The sequence below is a fragment of the Leifsonia shinshuensis genome (genome assembly GCF_022606355.1).
Lineage (GTDB): Bacteria > Actinomycetota > Actinomycetes > Actinomycetales > Microbacteriaceae > Leifsonia > Leifsonia shinshuensis_B.
On sequence record NZ_JAHHZQ010000002.1, the window covers coordinates 342,009 to 366,137 of the forward strand.

Below are 24,129 nucleotides of genomic sequence, written 5' to 3' on the forward strand. Positions count from 1 at the left end.
CGTCAGAACACGTACTCCAGCAGATCCAGCCCCACCGTGCGCATCCCGTCGATGACGCCGAGGCGCGCCGGGAGGGCGGTGTCGTCGAAGTAGGTCGAGACCGCGTACGTGACGCCGGCGCGTGGGCCGCGCAGCACTCCGACCTCGCTGCGGACGCCTTCGTCGGTGCCGGTCTTGTTGACCAGCAGGATGCCGTGCTCGGGATGGCGGTGCGAGTGCGGGTCGAGTCCGAACGCGCTCGAGACGAGCGAGAAGTCGCTGTTGAGCGACAGCCACGAGATCACCTGACGGCTGGTCTGCGCGTCGACGATCTCCCCACGGGCCAGCGCGGAGAACAGCCAGGTCAGCTCGTTCGCGCTGCCGACCGACAGCTGTGGGGCGTCGTCGGGCCCGCGGTGATCACGGACCAGGTCGAGGAGGGCGGTGCGGGTCAGGCCGAGGGACTCCGTGCGGGCGCTCACGGCCTCCAGACCCACCCGGCGCAGGAGCACGTTGGTCGCCAGGTTGTCGCTCGTCGCCCCGACCAGCGCCGCCAGGTCGGACACGGGAAGCGCCGGCACCTGGAGGTGCTGCCAGATCCCCGAGTCGCCCGCGACGTCCTGCGGCGCGCGATCGAGCTGAACCAGCGGGCTCAGCTGGCCCGACTGCAACCGGGCGGAGACCTCCACGAGGAGGAGCACCTTGCCGATGCTCGCCGTCGGCATCACCACGTGGTCGTCCACCGAGAACAGCACCTCGCCGGTGGAGAGGTCGGTCGCCCGGGCCGACACCTGCACGCCCTGCACGGCAAGTCGGCCGAGCGCGTCGAACCCGCGGGTGAACACCTCGGGAGTGGCGGCCGCCGACCCGCGGTGGCGACCTCGACGCGTGGTCACATGGCGGCGTCGGTGGTCGGTCTCCGGGGTCTGGATCGTCACGGGTCGGGCTGGGTCTTTCTTCCGAGTCGGGGCTTCGGCTTGTTCAGCGGTCCCCCCGGCCCGCGTCGCGACGGGGAGGGCGCCCCGACACGATAGGGATGATGTTACCCCGATCGGGGGGTCACCGAGAGACCTTTCGCGGGAGGGGCCGCGACCACCTCACCAGATCGTGACGCGGTCCTCCGGAGCGAGCCACAGGGCATCGGCGTCGGTCACCCCGAAGGTGTCGTAGAAGGCGTCGATATTGCGGACGATCTGGTTGCACCGGAACTCGTTGGGCGAGTGCGGGTCGATCGCGAGCAGCCGGATGACCTCCTCGTCGCGCGACTTCTGCTGCCAGGCCTGCGCCCAGGAGAGGAAGAACCGCTCGGCGCCCGTGAGCCCGTCGACGACCGGAGGCTGCCCGCCCCCGAGTGACAGCAGGTACGCCTTCCAGGCGATGCCGAGGCCACCGAGGTCGCCGATGTTCTCGCCGATGGTGAGCGCGCCGTTGACGTGGTGGTCGGGCACTTGGGCCGGCGCGAGCGCGTCGTACTGGGCGATGAGGCTACCGGTTCGCTTCTCGAACGCTTCGCGGTCGGCGGCGGTCCACCAGTCCTCCAGCTTGCCGTCGCCGTCGAACTTCGACCCCTGGTCGTCGAAGCCGTGACCGATCTCGTGGCCGATCACCGCGCCGATGGCGCCGTAGTTGGCGGCGTCGTCGCGGGTCTCGTCGAAGAACGGGTACTGCAGGATGGCGGCGGGGAAGACGATCTCGTTGAAGCCCGGGTTGTAGTACGCGTTGATCGTCTGCGGCGTCATGAACCACTCGTCGCGGTCGATCGGCTTGCCGATCTTGCCGAGTTCGCGGTCGAACTCGAAAAGGGCGCCCGCGCGCACGTTGCCGATCAGGTCGGTGGGATCGATGACCAGCGACGAGTAGTCGCGCCACTTCACCGGATAGCCGATCTTGGGCGTGAACTTGGCGAGCTTGTCGAGGGCCCTGTCACGGGTGTCCTCGCCCATCCACTCGAGCTTCTGGATGCTCTGCCGGTACGCCTCGATCAGGTTGGCGACGAGTGCGTCCATCGCCTGCTTCGCCGTGGGCGGGAAGTGCTTCTCGACGTAGGTGCGGCCGACGGCCTCCCCCATCGCGCCCTCCACCAGGGAGATGCCGCGCTTCCACCTGGCCCGCATCTCGGGCGTGCCGGTGAGCGTCCGACCGTAGAAGTCGAAGTTCGCGTCGACGAAGTCACCCGAGAGATAGGGGGCCGAGCCGTGGATGATCTGCCAGGCCAGCCAGTCCTTCCACGACTCCAGGCGGTCATCGGTGAGCAGCCCCGCGATGCCGGAGGTGAACGACGGCTGACGCAGGACCACCTCGGCCAGTGCACCCTGCGGCGCCCCCAGCCCCTCGGCCCAGCTGTCGAGGCTCGCCGCGCCCCCGCTGTCGCCACCACCCGCGAACAGCGCTGCCGCGTCGGCCCATGCGTAGAGGTTGTAGGTCTTCTCGGAGTCGCGTGAGCGCACATTGTCCCAGTGCTGCGCCGCGATCTCGACCTCGAGGTCGTAGACCCGCTGTGCGCGCTCGGGGGCGTCTTCGAAGCCGGCGAGCTCGAACATCCGCTGGATGTGGGCGGAGAACGCCTCGCGGATCGGCGCGAAGCGCTCCTCGCGGAAGTACGACTCGTCGGGCAGCGAGATACCGGCCTGCTCGGCGAAGACGAGGTAGCGTTCCGGGTCTCCCGGGTCGTTGTCGACGAAGAGCTGGTAGAAACCGCCCACGCCGTGCCGCTCCAGCCGGCCGAGGGTCTTCAGGAACTCCGCGATGCTGTCGACGTCGCTCGCGATCGCCAGCTGTGCCTCGATGGGCTTCGCGCCGAGGGCGTCCACGCGCTCCTCGTCGAGGAAGCTGGTGTAGAGGTCGCCGAACTTGCGCTCCTCCGTGCCCTCGGGGGCGCTCTGGGCGGCCTCCACGATCTCGCGCACTGCGGCCTCCGACTGCTCGGCGAGCTCCATGAAGGATCCCCAGCGCGCCTTGTCGGACGGGATTTCGGTGCGCGAGATCCACGTGCCGTTGACGTGCCGGAACAGGTCGTCCTGCGGGCGGATCGTGGGGTCGAGTTCGTCGGTCGCGATTCCGGAGGTGAGCGTCATGGGGCCAGCCTACGTGGCGGGTGCCCCGACTGTCAGGCGCGCGCCGGGCCGGCCGCGCGCAGCCGGGCGAACGAGAGGAGGAAGAGCGCGGCGAGGATGAGCTCCGCGAGGATCGAGACGGTGCCGGAGAGACTCCCGTAGCCGGCGAAGGAGAACCCGATGTTGACCACGGCGAGGAGGGCGTACCCCGCGCCGAGCACACCGGAGAGGAGCGGCCGATTCGTCATCCGCCACCACGGCCGCGCCGCGCGCAGCGGCTCTCCCGGACCGCGGAACAGCCGCGACGCGAGGTACCAGCCGATGAGCTGCAGGACGGTCAGCACGATGGAGGCGACCTCCGAGTGCAGTGCATCGAAAACCAGCGCCAGCACCAGGTTGATACCGAGCAGCACGACGACGACGAGCGCCTTCTGAGCCGGACTGGTGAAACGCATGCTGCCCCCTGGTGAGTTCGAGAGCTAGCATTTCAGATTTTGGAAGCGCGTTCAGAACGGCGCGCCGGAAGCCGAACGGATGCAGTGCCACCCCGGCACCGAACCGACAGACAGGCCCGAGCGCCTCGGCCCCCTGGGTTCCGCACCACGCCCGGATCCGGTCGCCGGGCCTCCGCCCGACAACCGGCGCAGCTGCCTCTCCCCCGAGACAGCGCTACGTCTGAGATCAGACGCAGATAAAACTCTATTGGTGATATTTGGAGTTTTGCAAATTCGACCGAGATCGGGCGTGTCGCCCGGGACACCCTCTCCCGGCCTCAGCCCTCGGAGCGCTGCGCACGGATCTGCTCCCACTCGTTGAGCATCTCCGGGAGGCGGTCCTGCATGAACCGGTAGAAGCCCGCCATGTCGCGCAGCCGCTCGGTCGCGGGATCGGCCGGGTCGTCGATCGCCGCCAGACCGGTCTCGGCCTGGTCGGCCAGCACACCGTAGATCGGGCTGTTGCGCACCATCAGCGCGTACCAGTCGGCAGGCATCTGGTAGAGATCCCGTCGGCTGCCGTTCTGCGACAGCCGACGGACGATGCCGAGCGTCTGGAGATACCGCACGGCTCCCGAGATCGCTGCGGCGCTCACATCGAGGCGCTCGGCCAGCTGCGACGCCGTGAGTCCCGCGGACTCGGTCACGGTGAGAGCCATCAGCACCCGGGCGGGCATCTTCGGGAACCCGGCGGCGGTGAGCACCGCCGCCGAGTGCTCCATCATCTCGGCAAGAGCCTGCTCGTCTCTGGCCATACCGCTCTCCCCTAGCCGATCGCGAAGTCTCGGCGACGGATGAGCGCCGCGGACGCGGCGAGCGCGACCAGCGCGATGCCGAACATCCAGTATCCCCCGGTCCAATCCACCTTTCCGACGACGACGGGCGCGTCCGCGAACGGCGAGAAGTGCCGCAGCCAGTCCGGCAGCTTGATGAGAGCCCCGAAGATACCGATGAAAGCGCCGGCCCCGAGCGCCGCCCAGCCGACCGGGACGGTCCAGCTCGGCAGCAGCACGAAGACCAGCGTCAGCACGCCCAGGTACACCAGCGCGACGGGGAACTGCGCGGCTGCGGCGGCGAACGCGTCGTTGAACGTCGAGGCCTTCTCCCCCGCCGCCACGGCCGACAGACCGGCGGCGAGCGCGGCCGCCACCAGCACCAGCACGATCGCGATCAGGCCGACGAGGACGAACTCGAGCAGCCAGCGCACCCGGGAGACGGGCGTCGCCATCATCACCTCGGCGGACCCGCTCACCTCCTCCTGCCTCAGCCGGATGACCGCCTGCACAGCGCACGCCGCCGCCAGGACGCCGACGATCGACATGATCGCCGAGAGGAACAGCGCGGTCATCGAACCCGTGCCTCCCGCACCCAGATGGGCGACGGCGTCGCGGATGTTCGAGAGGTTGGGGTCGGACGCGATCGACGAGCTGACGACGCTGCCGAGCGCCCCGGCGAGCACCCCGGTCAGGAGGCCGCCGACGGCCCAGCCGATGATGGTCGGCCACTGGAGCCGCCACGCCAGGCCGAGCGGTCCGTTCAGCAGGGGCAGCGCATCCCGCCGGCCCGCTCGCTCCGGCACGATGCCCGCTCCGGAGTCGCGGACCGCCTGGAGGCCGAACACGGCGGCGATGAGCACGGCCGCGAAGCCGAGCTGCAGGAGCAGCGGCCACCAGATGTTCTGGACGTAGGGCGAGAACTGTTCGCCCCAGCCGATCGGGCTGAGCCAGGTCGGCCAGCCCGACACCATCACGGTGCCGGAACTCGTGACGGTTCCGATGGCGTCGCCGATTCCGCGCAGCGCCCAGGCGATCACCACGACGGCCGCGGCGTAGCCGTTCGCTCCGCGCGAGGTGCTCATGACCTGGGCGAGCAGGAGGCCGACGGCGAGGAACGCGATCCCGGCTCCCCCGACTGCGGCGCCCGCCACCAGCGATCCGTATGCGGGGAGCCCGGAGGCGATGAAGCCCAGCGCGGTGGCGAGCGCCAGCACGATGTTCGCGAGGACGCCGTGGACGACCGTGGCGATCGTCGGCATCAGGCGCGCCGCCGGCGTGGAGCCGACGAGCTCGGCGCGACCGGACTCCTCCTCGGCGCGCGAGTGCCGCACGGCGAGGAAGGTGTTCATCAGCCCGGCGAGCAGGGCCAGGAAGGTGTAGATCTCGAAGAACGTGACGGCGGCGAGGCCGGTCCCCTGCGGGAGGCCGCGCAGCACGAGCACCGTCGGGTTGGCGATGGCCAGCTTGATCAGCTCGGCGCGACCGGAGGCCGACCCGTAGGTCTGGTCGATGCTCGCGGCCGAGAACAATGCCAGGAATGCGATGCACAGGATCCAGATGACCAGCTGCCAGCGGTCGCGACGCAGTCGCTGCCGCAGCAGGACGCGCAGGATGGCACCCCGGCCGCGCTCGGGCGCTGCGGAGTGGCCTCCCGAACGGGCGGTCGCCCGGTCGGCGGTGGTGGTGCTCATCGCGCCTTCGCCCCCTCCTCAGTCTGTTCGACCGCGGCCAGCTCGTCTCCGTAGTGGCGGAGGAACAGCTCCTCCAGCGACGGGGGCGCGACCGTCAGGCTCTTCGCGTTGAGCTCGGCGAGCGCGGCGAGCACGGGCGGGAGGGCGTCGCTGTCCGCGGTGAACTTCACACGGCCGTTGTCGGTGCGCAGGTCGTGCGCGTCCGGGATGCGGGCGAGCTGCTCCTGCGTCACGCCGTCGGCCGCGAACGAGATCTCGGTGCGGGTCAGGTGGCGCAGCTGCTCGAGTGTGCCGGATTCCACGGTCTTGCCCTCGCGGATGATGCTCACCCGGTCGCAGAGCTGCTCCACCTCCGACAGGATGTGGCTGGACAGCAACACGGTCGCCCCCTCGCGGGCGATGCGCGCGATCTCGGCGTTGAAGGTGGCCTCCATCAGCGGATCGAGACCGCTGGTCGGCTCGTCGAGGATGTAGAGGTCGGCCGGCGTCGCGAACGCGGCGACGAGCGCCACCTTCTGCCGATTGCCCTTCGAGTAGGCGCGACCCTTCTTGGTCGGGTCGAGCTGGAAGACGTCGACGAGCCGCTTCTTGCGCTCTGCGTACGCGGCCTTGTCTGCGGTGCCTCCGCGCAGACGCGCGAGGAGGTCGATCGCCTCGCCGCCGGAGAGATTCGGCCAGAGGCTGACGTCACCGGGGACGTACGCGATGCGGCGGTGGAGAGCGACGGCGTCGCGCCACGGATCGCTGCCGAAGACACGGGCACTGCCTCCGTTGGAGCGGGCCAGTCCCAGCAGGATGCGGATGGTGGTGGATTTGCCCGCGCCGTTCGGCCCGAGGAATCCGTGCACCTCACCTTCGGTCACGGCGAGGTCGAGTCCGTTGAGGGCCCGCACCCGGCCGAATCGCTTCTCGAGGCCCGAGGCCTCAATCACTGTGCTCATGCGCGGGACTCTACGCTTGTTTCAGTAATTTGTGAAAACCTTTAACGGAATCCTTACGGCGTGTCGAGACGGCATCGCGGCGTCCGAGAGCCTCAGCAGCCGGCGAGGATGCGCTGCAACGCCGACTTCTCCGCCGGCTTCACCCAGAGCCCGTACTTGGCCTTCACGCTGACCTGACGGGCGGCGTACTCGCACCGGAAGCCGACGGCAGGCGGCAGCCAGGTCGCCGCGTCGCCGGCGCCCTTCGCCTGGTTGGTCGGCCCGTCCACGGCGAGGAGTTCGAGCGGATCGTTGGCGAGCTGGATCCGCGTCTCCTGACTCAGGGACTGCGCCCCGGTCTCCCAGGCGTCGAGGAGGGCGACCACGTGGTCGATCTGCACGCGAGCGGAGGTCTGCTGACCCCGGGTGAAGGCGATGGTCGTGCCCGTGTACGGATCGGCGAGCGTGCCGGTGAGCACACGGCAGTCCGACCGTCGCGTGACGTCGGCGAGATCGCGCGCCAGAATGTCGTCCCGGGTGTCGCAGCCGTTGCGGTCGACGTCGAGCCACGCTTCGCCGAACTTCGCGACCCGGTCGTAGCCGGTCGCGGGCGCCCTGCCCTTCACCGGGAGGGCCGCGAGCGCGGCGCGCGCCGCCGAGGCATCGAGCAGTCCGACGGCCGAACGTGCACCGGCGGGCGGCGACGCAGCGGGCGGCGACGCAGGAGGCGCGGTCGCGACCCCGTACGGCCCGCTGCCGTCCGCCGCTCCACCGTTCAGCGCGGCGTAGCCTCCCGCACCCGCCAGGGCGATGAGGAGGACGACGGCAGCGATCGGCCAGGGAGCGGCGCGACGCCGGCTGCCGGAGCGCGCTGTGCCGGTCCGCGTCACAGGAACGAGTCGTCCGCGAGCCCGCGGTGCAGCCCACGTCGTGAGACGTGGACGCCAGGCCGTTGGGATGTCGAGATCTCACCGAGCTCGCGCATCACGCGCCCGTAGTACGGCGCGGCCGTCGAATTGCGATAGGCGCCGGGGTGGAGGTCTGCCTCGTTGCGCAGCCGGATCTCGGCCCGCGCGGCCTCGACCGGTGCGATGACCTTCGCTCCGCCGCGATAGCGGATGAGCCGGTGCACCCACTCGTCGAGCGCCTCCGGCAGCCCCGCGGGGACCCGGTCGTGCTCGGCGGCCAGCGACGTGCGGGTCACACCCGCGCTGTCGGGAGCCGTGGCGTAGCGGTCGCGCGCCGGCTGGTCGCTCGCACGCCGCTCGGCACGGAGGACGGCGAGGAGGTCGTCGCTGCGGTTGGCCTGCTGCGCCAGCACCTCGAGGGCGTCGACCGCCGACGCGTACTCCTCTTCGTAGCCCGCGTACTCGGACGGATGAGCCGACCGATCGTACGCCAGATCGGTGCGCGCCGAGGCCGCCTGCCCCTTCGTGAGCACCGTGCGCCCGTTGCGGACGCGATCGAGACGCCATGACCAGGTCGACAGGAGTTCCGGCATCAGATGGCTCATGCCTCCACTGTAGGAAGAGCCTCCGACACCCGGCCCGAACGACACGTCGGCGGTCCGCGGTAGCGTGGTCGAGCCGTGAACCTCCTCCTCCGCCGCCCGCTCGACCGGGAGATCCTCCGCCTCGCCGTGCCCGCCCTCGGCGCGCTCGTCGCCGAACCGCTCTTCCTCCTGGCCGACTCGGCGATGGTCGGCCACCTCGGTGTCGCACCGCTCGCCGGGCTCGGCATCGCGAGCGCGGTGCTGCAGACGATCGTCGGCCTGATGGTGTTCCTCGCCTACTCGACCACGCCGGCGGTCGCGCGACGGCTCGGCGCGGGCGACGAGCGCGGTGCCGTCGCCGCCGGCGTGGACGGCACCTGGCTGGCGCTCGGGCTGGGAATCGTGCTGGCGGCGGCCGGCTGGTTCGCCTCGCCGTTCCTCGTCGGGCTGTTCGGCGCCTCCCCCGAGGTCGCCGCGGAGGCCACGACCTATTTGACGCTCTCGATGCTCGGCCTGCCCGCCATGCTGCTGGTGTTCGCGACGACCGGCCTGCTCCGGGGCCTGCAGGACACGCGGACGCCACTCGCGGTCGCTGTCGGAGGGTTCGGGGCGAACGTCATCCTGAACTTCGTCTTCATCTACCTGGCGGGGCTCGGAATCGCCGGGTCCGCGCTCGGGACCGTCGTCGCGCAATGGGCGATGGTCGTCGTCTACGCGGTGATCGTCGTGCGCCACGCCCGCCGCGTCCGCGCGCCGCTCCTCCCCCACCACAGCGGCATCGGCCGCACGGCCCGCGCGGGCGGCTGGCTGTTCCTGCGCACGGCGAGCCTGCGGGCCGCGATGCTGCTGGCGGTGTTCGCTGCGACCAGGCTGGGGCCGGATGAGCTGGCGGCCTTCCAGGTGACGATGACCGTCTTCGCCACGCTGGCGTTCGCGCTCGACGCCCTCGCGATCGCAGCGCAAGCCCTCGTCGGCAAGGGGCTCGGCGCCGGACGGCTCGACGATGTGCGCGAGGTCCTCCGGCGCTGCGTGCAGTGGGGGATCGGATCCGGAGTCGTGCTCGGCGTCGCGACACTCGTGCTCAGCCCGGTCGCCGCCGGCCTGTTCACGAGCGACCCGTCGGTCGCGGCGCTGCTGCCGGTCGCTCTGGCGATCATCGGAGTCAGTGCACCGCTCGGCGGGTACGTCTTCGTGCTCGACGGCGTGCTCATTGGGGCGGGCGACGCGCGCTACCTGGCACTCACCGGAGTGCTCAACGTCGCGGTCTTCGCGCCCCTCGCCGTGGCCGTCGTCGCGTGGGGCTCGCCCGACGGCGGAGGCCTCGCCGCGCTGACCGCGGCCTTCGCGTTCGGATACCTCGGCGCGCGGGCGCTCACCCTCGGCCTGCGCGCGCGAGGCCACGCGTGGATGCGCCCGGGCGCCGAGCGCTGACGCGGGGCCGCCGCGGAAGCGTGGCGAAGCCCGCCGCGTCGAGCATGACCACATTCGTGACGAATCCCAGTGAGCCGCCGCACGAACATTCGTGACGAATCCGCGCTTTCGTGCCACGAATCGCGACATTCGTGACGAATCCGCACCTTCGTGCGCCTAATCACGACATTCGTGACGAATCCGCACCTTCGCCCCACGAAACTCGACATTCGTCACGAATCTCGCCACCGCCGCGCGTGTCACAACGACCGTGCCGAATCTCACCGACGTCCTCACGCGCACATTCGTGACGAATCCGCGCTTTCGTGCCACGAATCACGACATTCGTGACGAATCCGCGCTTTCGTGCCACGAATCACGACATTCGTGACGAATCCCGCCGCACCCGGGAGCGACGACGAGCGCTTCGATACCGGCGGCACCCCTCGACGCGCGCACCACCGCCCCGCCGCGTTTGCGGCGAATGTGGCGTTTGGCGGCGCCTAGCGCCACATTCGGCGCAAATGTCGATTCAGGCGAGCCACTCCCGGGCCGCGGTGACGAGGGCGCGCACTCCGACGTCGATCGTCGGCTGCGCCATCGGGGCGAAGAATGGCGAGTGGTTCGAGGGGATGTCGGTGTCGACGGTTCCCGCCGCCATCGCCGCACGAACGACCTCCGGGTCGCCGCCGCCGAGCAGCCAGTAGACCAGCGGAACGCCCGCGGCCGTCGCGAGGTTCCCGACGTCCTCGCTGCCCGAGAGCGCGCCGGGCTCGAGCACGGCCTCTGCGCCGAACTCTGCAGCGAAGGCGGTGTTGACGCGGGCGGTGGCGTCCAGATCGTTGACGGTGACGGGGTAGCGCTCGCCCCACTCGACGGTCGGCTCGTGCGGCGAGCCGCTGGCCTGAACTTCGGCGCGGATGATGCGGTCGACGCCCTCCAGCACGTGGGTGCGGACCGTCTCGTCGAAGCTGCGCACGCTGATCCCGAGCGTCGCCGACGGGGCGATGATGTTGTTCTTCGTTCCGGCGTGCATGGTGCCGACGGTCACGACTGCGGTGTCCTGCGGGGCGATCTCGCGGGAGACGACGGTCTGCAGGCGCATCACCGCAGCCGCAGCCATGACCACCGGGTCGATGGTCGTCTCCGGTCGCGATCCGTGGCCGCCGCGCCCGTGCAGCGTGACCTCGAAGGCGTCCACGGCGGCCATCGCCGCTCCCGGGTGCGCCCCCACCATGCCGGCGGGGAACGGCGTCACGTGCTGCCCGAGCACGACGTCGGGCACGGGCACCTTCGTGTACAGGCCGTCCTGCACCATCACCTCGGCGCCGCCGCCGTGCTCCTCGGCGGGCTGGAAGACGGCGACCAGGGTGCCCGACCAGTCGTCGGTCGTCGCGGCCAGCCGCTCGACCGCGCCCAGCAGGCAGGTGATGTGGATGTCGTGGCCGCACGCGTGCATGACCGGCACCGGGTGGCCGTCGTCGCCGGGCGCCGTCGCAGTGGAGGCCCACGGCAGCCCGGTCTGCTCGAGGACAGGGAGGCCGTCCATGTCGGCACGCAGCAGGACGGTCGCGCCGTCGCCGTTTCGCAGCACGCCGGCGACGCCCGTGCGTGCGATCCCGGTGTGCACCTCGAGGCCGAGCGCGGTGAGCTGTTCCGCGACGATGCCGGCTGTGCGGTGCTCCTGGAACGAGAGTTCGGGGTGGGCGTGCAGGTCGCGATAGAGGGCTTCGAGGTCCATGGGTCCACCCTACGGGTGCCCGACCGCACGGCCTCGTTCATGCCGCCAACGGAGGAGATCAGCAGGGGGATGCACGAAAAGTCAGGGAACGGACGCCGGAGGCTAGGCCGGGCGGGGGGCCGCGGTCGTGTTGCCGCGGTGGAACTCGCTCGTGAACGAAGCGGGGTGGGGCGGCCGGCCCTCCAGCATCTCGACGATGGCGTGACCCGCGGCGCGGCCCTTCTCGACCGCGGGCTGGACCAAGGTGGTGAGATCGTACGGCCACAGCCCGTCGACGCGGACGCCGTCGAATCCGACGACACTGACGTCGCCGGGGACCTCCAGCCCGAGTTCCTCGGCCGCGCGGATCACGCCGGCGGCGAGCAGGTCGCTCTGCGCGATGACCGCGGTCGGGCGGTGACTCGGGTCGGACAGGAGGGCCATGCCGGCGATCCTGCCCTCCTCGACGAACGAGCCCCTGGTCATCCACCCGCCCGCCGTCGGGAAGACGTCCCGCGCCCCGGCGAGACGCTCGTTGCCCGTGGAGGAGCTGCCGCTGCTCACGTTCTCGGCCGTCAGCGGCCCGCGGGCGCGGTCGCGGGTGAGCGGGAGGGCGACGATCGCGACGTCGCGGTGGCCCAGCTCGCTGAGGTGCTGGGCGGCGAAGCGGGTCGCCTCCCTGTTGTCCTGCCCGATCGACGGCACGTCCTCGGACGGGCCGCCCTCGATCGCGACCAGCGGGATGCCGCGCTGGCGCAGCATCGCGACCGACTCGTCGAGCCGCGGGCTGCAGCCGACGAGCACCACGGCGTCCATGGGCGCGTCCTCGATCCGCTGCGCGGTCTCGCCCGCATCGGTCAGGATGAGCAGCCCCGCGTCGATGGCCGCGATCTCGTCGGAGATCCCATCGAGGAGTGCGATCTTGATCGGGTCGCGGAACGCGTCGCCGACCCGCTCCTCCATCACCACCCCGACGATGCCGGAGCGGCCGCGGCGCAGCGAGCGGGCACGCGGGTCCGGGCCTGCGTAGTTGAGCTGCTTGGCGGCCTCCAGCACCCGCTCGCGCGTGGCGTCGGAAACGGGCCCCGTGCCGGAGAAGGCGAGAGAGGCGGTGGAGTTGGAGACACCGGCCAGTCGGGCGACCGCGGCCAGCGTCGGCCGAGCGCCCAGAAGGGGTGTGCTGCTGTCGTTCACGTGTGGTAGCTTAGTCGAATCGTTTCGATCGAAACGATTCGAGTGCCGAATTCACCAGGAAAAGCCGATGTCACAGCCGACCCCGACCACGACCCGCTCGCGCCGCGAGCTGCGTGCCTGGCGCAACGCCGTCTTCGTCATCTTCATCCTCAGCGGGCTCGCCATGGCGACCTGGGTCGCGCGCATCCCGGGGGTGCGCGACGACCTCGGCCTCGGCCGCGACCCGTCCTCGGTCGGGCTCCTCATCCTCGGGATGTCCGTCGGCGCGATCATCGGCCTGTCGGTCTCATCGCTGGTCATGGTGCGCTTCGGACCCCACAAGGGAATGGTCGGCGGCCTCACGATCGTCGCGGTCGGCACCCTGCTGATCGGTTTCGGCTCCAGCGTCTTCCACGCTGTCCCGCTGGTCGCGATCGGCCTCATCCTGCTCGGCTTCGGCAACGGGATGGTCGACGTGATGATGAACGTCGAGGGCACCGCCGTCGAGCGCGAGATCGGCAAGACGCTGATGCCGCTCATGCACGCCTTCTTCAGCTTCGGCACGGTTCTCGGGGCAGGCATCGGCGCCGCCGCCGCAGCCCTTCACATCGCGGTGGCGTGGCACCTCGCGATCATCGCGGTGCTGATGGTCGCCGTCGCGCTGTTCGCCATCCGGTTCATCCCGCGGGAGGCGGAACTCGGCGACGAGACGGAGGCGCAGCCGCGCCTGCCGTTCGGGCAGCGCCTGCGCGCCTCGCTCGCGGTGTGGGCGGATTGGCGACTCATCCTGATCGGCGTCGTCATGCTGGGCATGGCGTTCGGCGAGGGATCGGCGAACGACTGGATCGCCCTGGCCACCGTCGACGGCCACGGCCAGCAGAACTCCACCGGCGCCGTCGTCTTCGGCTTCTTCGTCGCGGCGATGACCCTGGGTCGTGTGCTCGGCGGACCGGTCGTCGACCGCATCGGGCGCGTGACCGCCATCCGCGTCACCGCGGCCATGGGCGTCGCCGGGCTCCTCCTGTTCATCCTCGGAGGCCCGCTCTGGGTGGTCGTGGTGGGCACGGTGCTCTGGGGCTTCGGCGTCTCGCTCGGTTTCCCGCTCGGGATGTCCGCGGCCTCGGACGGCCACGACAACCCCGCGGCACGGGTTTCCGCCGTCGCCATCATCGGATACTGCGCGTTCCTCGTCGGGCCTCCGCTGATCGGCTTCCTGGGCAAGGAGTTCGGCCTCCTGAACGCCCTCTACCTCATCCTCGTGCTGCTGGTCGCGTCCTTCCTGGCCGCGCCCGCCGTCCGCCCGCTCGCCGAGCGCCGCGCCCGCGCCTCAGCCCCCGCCACCGAGTAGCGCCGAGACGGCGCAAACGACGCCGAAACCCATCGAGTGGGCGGAGGATCCGCCGTCTCGCGGCGCAGGCTACGCGAACGCGAGGCAGACGGGGGTGGGGACGGAAGAGGCGCCGAGGCGCGTCAGCGCGCGGCTGTCCGCGTCGAACGCGAACACGACGACCTCGTCGCTGTCCTGGCAGGCGGCGAGCACGCGGTCGCCGGAGGGCGCGAACACGAGGTCGCGCGGCGCCCGGCCTCCCACCGCCACGACCTGAAGGAACTCGAGCGCGGAGGTCGCCGCGTCGAACGCGAAGACCCCGATCGTGTCGTCGCCGCGATTGGTGACCAGGACGGTCCGCCCGTCGGGCGAGACCCGGACGGCCGCCGTCTGATTGCCGGGGGCGGACTCCGGACCGCGCGTGCCGACCGAGGCGACGAGCGCGAAGCGGTCGCCGTCGCGCCGCAACAGGGCGAGCGTGCTGTCGAGTTCGTTGAGAAGGAAGAGGTGCCGCCCGTCGGGGTGGAATGCCAGGTGCCGGGGACCCGCTGCGCCGACCGCCACCGTCGCCTCCGGGCGCAGTGTCAGGTCACCGGAGTCCGTCACGGCGTACCAGCGCACCTCGCCCAGGCCGAGATCCACCACGACCAGCTCTCCCGTCACCGGGTCGAGGACCAGCTGGTGCACGTGCGGCGACTCCTGGCGGGGATGGCTCCCGTGTCCCTCATGCTGGACGAACGCCGTCCGCTCGCCGATCGAGCCGTCGTCGGCCAGAGCGAAGACCGAGACCGTGCCTCCGACGTAGGTGCCGGTGGCCAGCCACCGTCCGGAGGGGTGCACCATCAGGTGCGCGGGAGAGTCTCCGCCGCTCGACACGCGGCCCAATGGCCGCAGCGTCCCGTCCGCGCTCCGGGCGAACGCCGAGACACCGCCGTCCGGGCCGGTCTCCTCGACCGCGTAGGCACGTGTGCCGTCGTCGGCGACGACCACCCACGACGGGTTGGGCACCGCGGCGGCGACCGCCACGTCGACGACGGCCGTGCCGTCGAAGCGGGCGGAGAGGAGGCCCTCCGCGTGGCCGTCGACGTGCGGGAGCCTCTGGGTGTACGTGCCGATGAGGAGGTCGTGAGCCATCCCCTCATCCTGCCAGCAGGCCGAACGCGATCGCGCGCGCACCGTACACTTGACCGGTGCGCCTCGTGATTGCCAACTGCTCCGTCGACTACGCCGGGCGACTGAGCGCTCACCTTCCGCTCGCCAAGCGGCTCCTGATGCTCAAGGCCGACGGGAGCCTGCTGGTCCACTCCGACGGCGGCTCGTACAAGCCGCTCAACTGGATGAGCCCTCCCTGCACCGTCACGGTCGACGAGCCGGACGAGCTGCAGCGGGAGGCCGGGATCACGCAGGTGTGGCGGGTCACCCAGGCGAAGACCGCCGACCTCCTGATCGTGTCCATCCACGAGGTGCTGCACGATTCCGCACACGACCTCGGCATCGACCCCGGCCTGCAGAAGGACGGCGTGGAGGCGCACCTCCAGAAGCTGCTGGCCGAGCAGATCCACCTCCTCGGCGACGGCCACGTACTCGTGCGCCGGGAGTACATGACGGCGATCGGACCCGTGGACATCCTGGCCAGGGACGAACGGGGCGGCTCCGTCGCCGTCGAACTCAAGCGTCGTGGCGACATCGACGGCGTCGAGCAGCTCACCCGCTACCTGGAGCTGATGAACCGCGATCCGCTGCTCGCCCCGGTGAGCGGTGTGTTCGCCGCGCAGGAGATCAAGCCTCAGGCCCGCACGCTGGCCGAGGATCGCGGCATCCGCTGCCTCGTCCTCGACTACGACGCCATGCGCGGCCTCGACGACAGCGACTCGAGGCTGTTCTGATGGCCGGGCCGACGGGACGCTTCCCGCAGACCTACGAGAACGCCCCGGTCCGTAAGGCCCTCGCCGACATCGCGGCAGAGCCGACGCTCGAACGACTCGGTGCGCTGCTCGACGCTGCGATGAAGGGCGGGCTCGTCGTCGACGTCACGGGCTCCGACCCCGGCGAGGTCCGGCTGCGCACCATCCAGTCCACCGCGGGCGAGCCCGTGCTGCCGCTGTTCACGTCCATGAAGATGTTGCGGAACGCGGTCGGCGCCGCCGCGGGCAAGGGAACCCGCGTTCAGGCGGTCATCGTGCCGGCGGCAGAGGCGCTCGGGTACATCCACAACGCCGATTTCGTGGCGGTCCAGTTCGACCCGGGAGCGGCCCACACCATGGTGGTCGCGCGCTCGCACATCGAGTCCGCTCTCAGCGAGCGCTGACGTCACTCTCGAATACGTCACATACCATAGGACGGCTATGACCAACCCGACCACGACCACCCCGTCGACCGCGACCGTCGCACGCACCTGGACCTGCGTCCTGTTCGATCTCGACGGCACCCTCACCGACTCGGCGCCCGGGATCACCGCGTCGCTCGCGCGCACGTTCGAGACCCTCGGCCTGCCCGTCCCGACCCCGGCGGAGCTCGTCGAGTACGTCGGGCCTCCGCTGCTCGACTCGCTGCAGTCCATGGCCGGCTTCGACGAGGCGGCCGCCCGTGCGGCCCTGACCGTCTACCGCGCCGACTACGCCGCGCACGGCGCGTTCGACAGCGCCGTCTTCCCCGGCATCCGCGGCCTGCTGCAGCGGCTGCGCGCTGCGGGCATCCCACTCGCGGTCGCCACCAGCAAGCCGGAGACCCAGGCCACCCGCATCCTGGAGCACTTCGGGCTCGCACAGTACTTCGACGTCATCGCGGGGGCCACCGACGACGAGAGCCGCAGCGCCAAGGCGGACGTCGTCGCCGAGGCGCTCCGCCGGCTGACCGAGCGCGGTGTCGCGCTCGACCACACGGTCATGGTGGGCGACCGTCAGTACGACGTGGAGGGCGCCGGCGAGCACGGCCTGCCCACGATCCTCGTCGAATGGGGCTACGGGTCGCCGGCCGAGGCGGCCGGAGCCATCGCCGTCGTGCACTCGGCCGACCAGCTCAGCGCGCTGCTGCTGGGCTGATCCCGCAGGCCGACCGGAGCGTCGGTGGTCGCGCAGTAGGCTGGAGTGTTCCACTACCGCACCGCATACAGCACTAGGAAGAATCATGCGCGCCAACAGCAAATTGCTCGTACCCGCCGCCATCGTCGCGGCACTCTCCATCGCCTCGCTGACCGGTTGCTCCGGCGGCGGGAGCGGCTCGAGCTCGTCGCCGACGGCGACGGCCTCGCAGGAGGCGACCTCCAAGTCGCTTCCGTCCGACTTCCCGAAGTCGGACGTCCCGCTGGTCGACGGCACGATCATCGTCGCCAACGGCGATCACAACGACGGCTGGTCCGTCACCGTGCAGCCAAAGGACAAGACCGGCTTCGCTGCGGCGAAGGCCGCCCTCGAGAAGGCCGGCTACACCGTTCAGGCCGGAGCCACCGACAGCAAGGCGGTGTACACGAACGCGAAGTACACCGTCGCCGTCAGCACCCCCGGCGTGGCTGTGACCTACGCCGTCACCGCCAACTGACCGGCGCCACCCGAGACCGCCGAGCGCGCAGGCCCGCTGCGTTCTCGGCGGTCTCGTCGTTTCGGACCATCGGATGTGCGGCGAAGGCGGCGGTACGCGGCGTCAGACGCGAGACGTTCGGCGAATACGGGCAGCCTTCACGCGTCGATGATGCGCACGAGCTCGTCGATGAACGCCGTGAAGGTGTCGGCCCGGCGGATGAGGCCGAGCACGGCCTCCCGGTCGGAGAAGACCTCCACGAACTGGTCGAAGACCGTCTGGAACGCAGCTCGACCGCCCTCGGAGAAGGCGATGAACGCGATCACGTTGACCCGGGCGTCGCCCCAGTCCATCGCCGTGTCGTTGACGACGATCGCGATCGCCGTGCGCCTGGCGTTCATGGTCATGGCGTGCGGCACGGCGAGGGTGTCGGTGAACGCCGTCGACGACATCTGCTCGCGCTCGACGGCCTGTTCCACGTAGTCGCTGCCGATCGCGTCGGCCGCGATCATCCGGTCGCCCAGAGCCCGGATCATCGTGATCGCATCGCGCGCGTAGAAATTGCGCAGGAAGAGGCTCTCGTCGAAGTACTCGAGCAGCTCGTTCTTGATCCCGGCTCGACGGCGCTGGCGGCGGATCCGCGCGACCGACTGCCGGATGTGCTCGACGTCCGTCTCGGTGAGGAACGGCTGCACGATCACCGTGTTCTCCCGGCGGCCGCGCGGATCGATGGTCGTCAGCACCAGGTCGGCGTCGATCGCCGACCAGTCGGCGTCGGTGGAGGTGATGACGCTCACGATGTCGAGTTCGTCGCCGAGCGCGCTCTCCAGCTTCTCGCGCAGCAGGATGTGCATGTCGTAGTAGTTGGGGCAGACCACTGCAGTACGCACGGAGTCCTGTCGGCGCGACTGCTGCTCGAGGTAGGCGCCCACATGCATCGCGATGTAGGCGATCTCGTCGTCGTTCACCGCGATGCCCTCTGCCGCCTGCAACCTGCTCGCGATGTAGACGGCGAGCTCGTAGGTCATCGGGTACGAGCTCTTGATCGACCGGGTGAGCGGGTTGCGGGAGTAGGTGTTCTCGTGAGCGCGAGCCACCAGATTCTGCACGTGCAGGGTGAGACGCACGATGAAGTCTTCGTCCCGGAGGTCGACGAGGTACTCCGTGGAGGCCCGGGCCACGATCCCGCGGACGGTGGCGAGATCCTCCTCGCCGACGAACTCGGTCACGCTGTCCTTGCCCGCGCCGGGGGCGATGACCCTGGTACGCAGCAGGATCGCGAGGTACCGCAACTCCGTCGGGTCGAGCTCGACGTCGAAGTGCTTGTGCACGAGCTCGCCGAGATCGTCGGCCAGGCTCCGCAGCGCCTCCCCCGCCTCCGCGCCGCCCGCGGCGGGCAGCACGCGGTCCTTGGCCACCCGGTCGAGTGCGACGGCCATGTGCAGCAGCACATCGTTGATGCCGTACTCGTTGACGAAGAAGCCGCGCGCGTCCAACATCTCGACCAGGTCGGACTTGAACGCAGCCAACCCTTCTGACGCGAACGCCTCCTGGATGCGCGACACGTCGATGACGCCCTGACGCATCTCGTCACGGAACAGCCGGCTGATGAGCTTGCGCCGCGCGATCTCCGGCCCGGTGAGGCGCGCGACGGCTCCCCGACGCTCGAGTTCGAGTTCGGTGCCGGCGAGCAGACCGCGCACCCGGGTCAGATCCGCCTCGATGGTGGAGTCGCTGACGAACACGCTCTCCGCGGTCTCGTAGACGTCGATCCCGTCCGGCTCGTCGAGCAGGCGCCGGGCGAGGAACGCCAGTCGCTCCTGCGGCGATCCCGCCGAGGGCGACGTGGCCGGCGCGTCGGCGAGGTAGGCCGCGTAGGCGTCGCCCTTCACGCGGTAGCCGGTCGGCCCCGACTCGACGAGTTCGCCGAGTGCCGCCGCGTAGCTGCGGATGCTGCGTGAGGTCACACCGAGGTCCTGCGCGAGCTCGGCGGCCGTCACCCAGGCAGCACGACGCGACAGGATGTCGAGCATCCTCGTCTGCTTCGCCGAGAGCGCCACCCGCCGAGACCACCTTTCCGCATCGAGTCAACCACGACGAGCGGGCGACGGGAGGGGTACACGATGCGACTTCCTCCCCCCAGGAAGAAACGCTGCTGGCCCCCGGATGGGCGCCGCGACCACGATTGAGATCATCAAGCGGACCCTCGGTCCCGTTCCACCCGCAGAACCCGCACCACCGAAAGGCACGAGGTCGATGAAGATCGTGGTCGTCTGCGGCGCGGGTGCCTCCAGCACCTTCGTCGCCGTCAAGCTCCGCTCCGCCGCCGCCGCGCGCGGTCTGCAGGTCGAGGTCGCCGCGGGCAGCGCGAGCCAGCTCGACTCGCTCTCCGGCATCGACGTCGTCCTCGTCGGGGCGCACCTGGAGGCCGCCGTGCCGGAACTGCGGGCGCGAGCCGGTGCGACCGGTACCGCCGTCGCCGTCCTCCCACCCGTCTCCCCCGCCTCGCTCGACGGCGCCAGCGCGCTGGAGCTGGCCCTGAGCGCGGAGGCCGAGGCACGATGAGAGCGGATGGCACCGCGGAATCGCGGCGTACTCTGCCACCGGACAACGAAGGAGACCGAAACCATGGCTGAGCGGATCATCACCGTCGGATCGACCCACGGGCTGCACGCACGTCCCGCCAAGCTCTTCGTCGAGGCGGTCGGCGCCTCCGGCGCGAAGGTGTCGCTCGCGAAGGAGGGCGGCCGGTCGGTCGACGCCGGCAGCATCCTCGGAGTGATCTCGCTCGGCATCGACCACGGCGACAAGATCGTCCTGACGACGGACGCCCCCAACGCCGAGGCCGTCCTCGACGACCTGGCCGTGATCCTGACCACCGACCACGACGCCTGATCATGACCGAGACCAGCATCGTCCTCACCGGAGCCGGCATCGGCCAGGGCATCGCCCTCGGTCCGGTCCTCCGGATGTCCGCGCCGCTTCCCGAGCCGGAGGCCACCCCCAGTACCCGCACCCCCGACGAGGAGAAGGCCCGCGTCGCCGCCGCCGTCCAGGCCGTGGCAGCCGACCTCCGCGAGCGCGCGGGAAAGGTCACCGGCACCGCCGCCGATGTGCTCGAGGCGCAGTCGATGATGGCGGAGGACTCCTCCCTCGCCGACGACGTGGCCTCCCGCATCGACGGCGGCACCACCGCCGAGCGCGCGGTGTTCGAGGGATTCGGCGTCTTCCGCGACCTGCTCATCGGCCTCGGCGGCTACATGGGCGAGCGCGCCACCGACCTCGACGACGTGGCCCAGCGGGTGATCGCGGCGCTGGAGGGTCGTCCGGCGCCGGGAGTCCCGGAGTCCGACCAGCCGTACATCCTCGTCGCGACGGATCTCGCCCCCGCCGACACCGCCTCGCTCGACCTGACGAAAGTGCGCGGGCTGGTGACCCGCGAGGGCAGCCAGGCGTCGCACACCGCGATCCTCGCCCGCGAGAACGCGATCGTCGCGATCGTCGGGGTCGCCGGGGCCGACGAGTTGGCGGAGGGCACCGAAGTGATCCTCGACGCGGGCGCCGGCACGGTCACCGTCGCACCGAGTGCAGCGCAGAGCGACGAGGCCCGGCGCCGGATCGCCGAACGCGAGTCCGCCCTCTCCGGCGGTCTCGAGCCCGGCGCGCTCGCCGACGGCACGCCCGTCCCGCTGCTGGCGAACCTCGGCTCGGCCGAGGCGACCGAGAAGGCCGTGGCCGCCGGAGCGGAAGGCGTCGGCCTGTTCCGCACCGAGTTCCTCTTCCTCGACGCGCGGATGGCTCCGACCGTCGAGCAGCAGCGGGAGCAGTACGTGAAGCTGCTGCAGGCGTTCCCCGGCAAGAAGGTCGTGGTCCGCGTGCTCGACGCCGGAGCCGACAAGCCGCTCGAGTTCCTCAACGACGCCCACGAGGACAACCCCGCCCTCGGCCTGCGCGGCATCCGCTCGCTGCGCGCCAACGAGGACATCCTGCGCGAGCAGCTGACGGCTCTCGCCGAGGCGGACGCCGCCACCGAGGCCGACCTGTGGGTCATGGCTCCGATGGTGGCGACGGTGGAGGAGACCCGGTACTTCGTGGGCCTGGCCACCGAGTTCGGGTTGAAGACCGTCGGGGTGATGGTGGAGGTGCCGTCGGCCGCCCTGCTCGCCGACCGCGTCCTGCGCGAGGCGGCCTTCGCCTCCATCGGCACCAACGACCTGACCCAATACACGCTCGCGGCCGACCGCCTTCTCGGCTCGGTCGCCGGCTTCCAGGACCCGTGGCATCCGGCCGTCCTCCGCCTCATCGGCGAGGTCGGCTCCGCCGGAGCCGCCTACGGCAAGCCCGTGGGGATCTGCGGCGAGGCCGCCGCCGACCCCCTTCTCGCGGTCGTCCTCGTCGGCCTCGGCGCGACGACCCTCTCGATGTCGCCGGCGGCTCTCGCCGACGTGCGGCTGTCCCTCACCCGTTACACCCTCGACCAGGCCCGCACCCTGGCCGAGGTCGCCCTGGCCGCCGATGGCGCGGCCGAAGCCCGGGATGCCGTCCGAACCGCGGCCGCCGGGTTCGCCACGCCCGCCGCTCCCTAGCGCGGGCCGACAGAGAAACGAGGCACCATCATGACATCGGCGACAGCGACGACGCCGAAGGCGTCGACCACGAAGAAGCCGGGGAACGCCCGGGTCCGCGTGCAACAGTTCGGGACGTTCCTCTCCAACATGGTGATGCCGAACATTCCGGCCTTCATCGCCTGGGGCATCATCACGGCGCTGTTCATCCCGGAAGGCCCGTTCCCGAACAAGGCCATCGGCGGACTCGTCTCGCCGATGATCACCTACCTCCTGCCGCTCCTGCTGGCGAACACGGGTGGTCGCATCGTCTACGGCGTGCGCGGCGGCGTCGTCGGAACCATTGCGGCGATGGGCGTCATCGTCGGCTCCGACATCCCGATGTTCATCGGCGCGATGATCATGGGCCCGCTCGGCGGCTACCTGATGAAGCTGGTCGACAAGATCTGGGAGGGGAAGATCAAGGCGGGCTTCGAGATGCTCGTCAACAACTTCTCCGCCGGCATCCTCGGCTTCCTTCTCGCGATCGGCGGCTTCTTCGGAATCGCCCCACTGGTTCAAGGCCTGAGCAAGGCGCTCGAGGCCGGCGTCGACTGGCTGGTGTCAGTACATCTGCTCCCGCTCGTCAGCATCCTGGTCGAACCCGGCAAGGTGCTGTTCCTCAACAATGCGATCAACCACGGCGTGTTCACACCGATCGGAACGCTCGAGGCGAACGGCCCGACCCACAAGTCGATCCTCTTCCTGATCGAGACGAACCCGGGTCCCGGCGCCGGCATCCTTCTCGCCTACGCGATCTTCGGGCTCGGCATCGCTCGCGCGAGCGCACCCGGGGCTTTCGTCATCCAGTTCTTCGGCGGCATCCACGAGATCTACTTCCCCTACGTGCTGATGAAGCCCATCCTGATCATCGGCGCCGTGCTGGGCGGGATGACCGGCGTGGCGGTGAACGTCGCGTTCCAGACGGGGCTGCGTGCGCCGGCAGCGCCCGGCTCGGTGTTCGCGATCTTCGCGCAAGCGCCCGTTTCGAGCATGCTGGGCATCGCGTTGGCGATCATCGCGGCCGCGGCCGTCTCGTTCACCTTCACCGCGCTGGTTCTGCGGGCCACGCGCAAACGCGACCTCGCGGCCGGGAACGCCGGCGACCTGTCGGCCGCCGTGGCCCAGACCGAGGCCAACAAGGGCAAGTCGTCCTCGGTGCTCGACGGTCTCGTCGCCGAGGGCGAGCACGACACGGGCGACGCCCAGGGTGACGCCACCGATCGGCTGGTGCGCAACATCGTGTTCGCGTGCGACGCTGGGATGGGCTCGAGCGCGATGGGCGCGTCCGTGCTCCGGAACAAGTTCAAGAAGGCCGGCGTGGAGGGGGTCACCGTGACGAACCAGGCCATCGCGAATCTCGACGGTACAGCCGACCTCGTCATCACCCAGCAGCAGCTCACCGACCGCGCCAAGGGGCAGTCGCCGAACTCGCTGCACGTGTCCGTCGACAACTTCATGAACAGCCCGAAGTACGACGAGGTCGTCGACCTGGTCGCCAAGCAGAACCAGAACACAACGGAGGACGCCAGCAGATGACCGACACGATTCTCGACCGGGGGGACGTCGTGGCCGCCGGCAGCGCGACCACGCGGGAGGACGCGATCCGCGAGGCCGGTGAGCTGCTGGTGAGGGCGGGCGCCGTGCAGCCGGGCTACGTCGACTCGATGGCGCAGCGCGAGGCGACCGTGTCCACCTTCATGGGAAACGGGCTCGCCATCCCGCACGGCACCAACGAGTCCAAGGACGAGATCGTGCGGTCGGCGCTCTCCTTCGTCCGCTACCCCTCGCCGCTCGACTGGGGCGGCGAGGAGGTGCGGTTCGTCGTGGGCATCGCCGGACGGAACAACGAGCACCTCGACATCCTGAGCAAGATCGCGATCCTCTTCTCGGAGGAGGACGACGTTCAGAAGCTCATCGACGCCCCGGACGCGGACGCTCTGTTCGCCCTCCTCGGCGACGTCAACGAGTAGA

The 24,129-nt window shown here is 70.4% G+C and carries 23 protein-coding genes; 11 read left to right on the forward strand and 12 right to left on the reverse strand.

The genetic code is table 11. From position 1 onward, the window contains the following. Positions 1-2 precede the first annotated feature (2 nt). The 8 genes from KNO15_RS08410 to KNO15_RS08445 all read right to left on the reverse strand — a co-directional run bounded on the left by KNO15_RS08410 (position 3) and on the right by KNO15_RS08445 (position 8,426). Positions 3-917, reverse strand: coding sequence for a serine hydrolase (locus tag KNO15_RS08410; RefSeq protein WP_241703071.1), 915 nt, complete (start codon positions 915-917; stop codon positions 3-5). A 159-nt stretch (positions 918-1,076) separates the two neighbouring features. Next, complete coding sequence (locus KNO15_RS08415) at positions 1,077-3,053, reverse strand: M13 family metallopeptidase (protein WP_241703073.1); 1,977 nt, start codon at positions 3,051-3,053, stop codon at positions 1,077-1,079. Positions 3,054-3,085: 32 nt separating this feature from the next. Next, positions 3,086-3,487: a hypothetical protein gene (locus KNO15_RS08420; protein WP_241703074.1), complete on the reverse strand. Its 402-nt coding sequence runs from the start codon at positions 3,485-3,487 to the stop codon at positions 3,086-3,088. Positions 3,488-3,804: 317 nt separating this feature from the next. Then, the gene (locus KNO15_RS08425) at positions 3,805-4,281 is read right to left on the reverse strand and encodes a GbsR/MarR family transcriptional regulator (RefSeq protein WP_241703076.1); all 477 of its coding nucleotides are present in this window, start codon (positions 4,279-4,281) and stop codon (positions 3,805-3,807) included. Between the two features lie 11 nt (positions 4,282-4,292). Beyond that, positions 4,293-5,993 (reverse strand): ABC transporter permease, encoded by a 1,701-nt coding sequence (locus KNO15_RS08430; protein ID WP_241703078.1) that lies wholly within the window; start codon positions 5,991-5,993, stop codon positions 4,293-4,295. Beyond that, a complete protein-coding gene (locus KNO15_RS08435; RefSeq protein ID WP_241703079.1) occupies positions 5,990-6,934 on the reverse strand; it encodes an ABC transporter ATP-binding protein in 945 nt (314 codons plus the stop codon). The genes KNO15_RS08430 and KNO15_RS08435 overlap by 4 nt, the downstream gene beginning before the upstream one ends. Positions 6,935-7,026: 92 nt before the next feature. Then, positions 7,027-7,803, reverse strand: a complete 777-nt coding sequence (locus tag KNO15_RS08440) for an HNH endonuclease family protein (RefSeq protein WP_241703080.1) — start codon at positions 7,801-7,803, stop codon at positions 7,027-7,029. Continuing rightward, on the reverse strand, positions 7,800-8,426 hold the full coding sequence (locus KNO15_RS08445) for a hypothetical protein (RefSeq protein ID WP_241703081.1): 627 nt from the start codon (positions 8,424-8,426) through the stop codon (positions 7,800-7,802). Before KNO15_RS08445 ends, KNO15_RS08440 begins: the two co-directional genes overlap by 4 nt. Before the next feature lie 75 nt (positions 8,427-8,501). On the opposite strand from KNO15_RS08445, the gene KNO15_RS08450 reads away from it, so the two are divergent. Beyond that, the gene (locus KNO15_RS08450; protein WP_241703082.1) at positions 8,502-9,836 is read left to right on the forward strand and encodes an MATE family efflux transporter; all 1,335 of its coding nucleotides are present in this window, start codon (positions 8,502-8,504) and stop codon (positions 9,834-9,836) included. A gap of 511 nt (positions 9,837-10,347) precedes the next feature. Here KNO15_RS08450 and KNO15_RS08455 read toward each other — a convergent pair. After that, positions 10,348-11,556: an amidohydrolase gene (locus KNO15_RS08455; protein WP_241703083.1), complete on the reverse strand. Its 1,209-nt coding sequence runs from the start codon at positions 11,554-11,556 to the stop codon at positions 10,348-10,350. A 102-nt stretch (positions 11,557-11,658) separates the two neighbouring features. After that, the gene (locus KNO15_RS08460; RefSeq protein ID WP_241703084.1) at positions 11,659-12,729 is read right to left on the reverse strand and encodes a LacI family DNA-binding transcriptional regulator; all 1,071 of its coding nucleotides are present in this window, start codon (positions 12,727-12,729) and stop codon (positions 11,659-11,661) included. 67 nt (positions 12,730-12,796) lie between these two features. Between KNO15_RS08460 and KNO15_RS08465 the strand changes: the two genes are divergently transcribed. Then, positions 12,797-14,056 carry an MFS transporter gene (locus KNO15_RS08465; RefSeq protein ID WP_241703085.1) on the forward strand — a complete coding sequence of 420 codons (1,260 nt, stop codon included), beginning with the start codon at positions 12,797-12,799 and terminating at the stop codon, positions 14,054-14,056. A gap of 69 nt (positions 14,057-14,125) precedes the next feature. Here KNO15_RS08465 and KNO15_RS08470 read toward each other — a convergent pair whose 3' ends face one another. Further along, positions 14,126-15,169, reverse strand: a complete 1,044-nt coding sequence (locus KNO15_RS08470; protein WP_241703086.1) for a lactonase family protein — start codon at positions 15,167-15,169, stop codon at positions 14,126-14,128. A gap of 56 nt (positions 15,170-15,225) precedes the next feature. On the opposite strand from KNO15_RS08470, the gene nucS reads away from it, so the two are divergent. The 4 genes from nucS (at position 15,226) to KNO15_RS08490 (ending at position 17,572) form a co-directional block, all read left to right on the forward strand. After that, positions 15,226-15,921 (forward strand): endonuclease NucS, encoded by a 696-nt coding sequence (gene nucS / locus KNO15_RS08475; protein ID WP_241703088.1) that lies wholly within the window; start codon positions 15,226-15,228, stop codon positions 15,919-15,921. Then, positions 15,921-16,343: an SseB family protein gene (locus tag KNO15_RS08480; RefSeq protein WP_241703090.1), complete on the forward strand. Its 423-nt coding sequence runs from the start codon at positions 15,921-15,923 to the stop codon at positions 16,341-16,343. The genes nucS and KNO15_RS08480 overlap by 1 nt, the downstream gene beginning before the upstream one ends. A gap of 37 nt (positions 16,344-16,380) precedes the next feature. Further along, positions 16,381-17,076 carry an HAD family hydrolase gene (locus KNO15_RS08485; protein ID WP_241703092.1) on the forward strand — a complete coding sequence of 232 codons (696 nt, stop codon included), beginning with the start codon at positions 16,381-16,383 and terminating at the stop codon, positions 17,074-17,076. 85 nt (positions 17,077-17,161) lie between these two features. Further along, on the forward strand, positions 17,162-17,572 hold the full coding sequence (locus KNO15_RS08490; RefSeq protein WP_241703094.1) for a hypothetical protein: 411 nt from the start codon (positions 17,162-17,164) through the stop codon (positions 17,570-17,572). Positions 17,573-17,709: 137 nt separating this feature from the next. On the opposite strand, the gene KNO15_RS08495 is transcribed toward KNO15_RS08490, so the two are convergent. Further along, positions 17,710-19,611 carry a BglG family transcription antiterminator gene (locus KNO15_RS08495; protein ID WP_241703097.1) on the reverse strand — a complete coding sequence of 634 codons (1,902 nt, stop codon included), beginning with the start codon at positions 19,609-19,611 and terminating at the stop codon, positions 17,710-17,712. 196 nt (positions 19,612-19,807) lie between these two features. On the opposite strand from KNO15_RS08495, the gene KNO15_RS08500 reads away from it, so the two are divergent. From KNO15_RS08500 to KNO15_RS08520, 5 genes are all read left to right on the forward strand, one after another. Continuing rightward, positions 19,808-20,116 (forward strand): PTS sugar transporter subunit IIB, encoded by a 309-nt coding sequence (locus KNO15_RS08500; protein ID WP_241703099.1) that lies wholly within the window; start codon positions 19,808-19,810, stop codon positions 20,114-20,116. Between the two features lie 63 nt (positions 20,117-20,179). After that, the gene (locus tag KNO15_RS08505; protein ID WP_241703101.1) at positions 20,180-20,446 is read left to right on the forward strand and encodes an HPr family phosphocarrier protein; all 267 of its coding nucleotides are present in this window, start codon (positions 20,180-20,182) and stop codon (positions 20,444-20,446) included. Between the two features lie 2 nt (positions 20,447-20,448). Next, positions 20,449-22,137, forward strand: coding sequence for a phosphoenolpyruvate--protein phosphotransferase (gene ptsP, locus KNO15_RS08510; protein WP_241703103.1), 1,689 nt, complete (start codon positions 20,449-20,451; stop codon positions 22,135-22,137). 30 nt (positions 22,138-22,167) lie between these two features. Then, positions 22,168-23,694, forward strand: coding sequence for a PTS mannitol transporter subunit IICB (locus KNO15_RS08515; RefSeq protein ID WP_241703105.1), 1,527 nt, complete (start codon positions 22,168-22,170; stop codon positions 23,692-23,694). After that, on the forward strand, positions 23,691-24,128 hold the full coding sequence (locus KNO15_RS08520) for a PTS sugar transporter subunit IIA (protein WP_241703106.1): 438 nt from the start codon (positions 23,691-23,693) through the stop codon (positions 24,126-24,128). The genes KNO15_RS08515 and KNO15_RS08520 overlap by 4 nt, the downstream gene beginning before the upstream one ends. The last annotated feature ends 1 nt before the right edge of the window (position 24,129 follow it).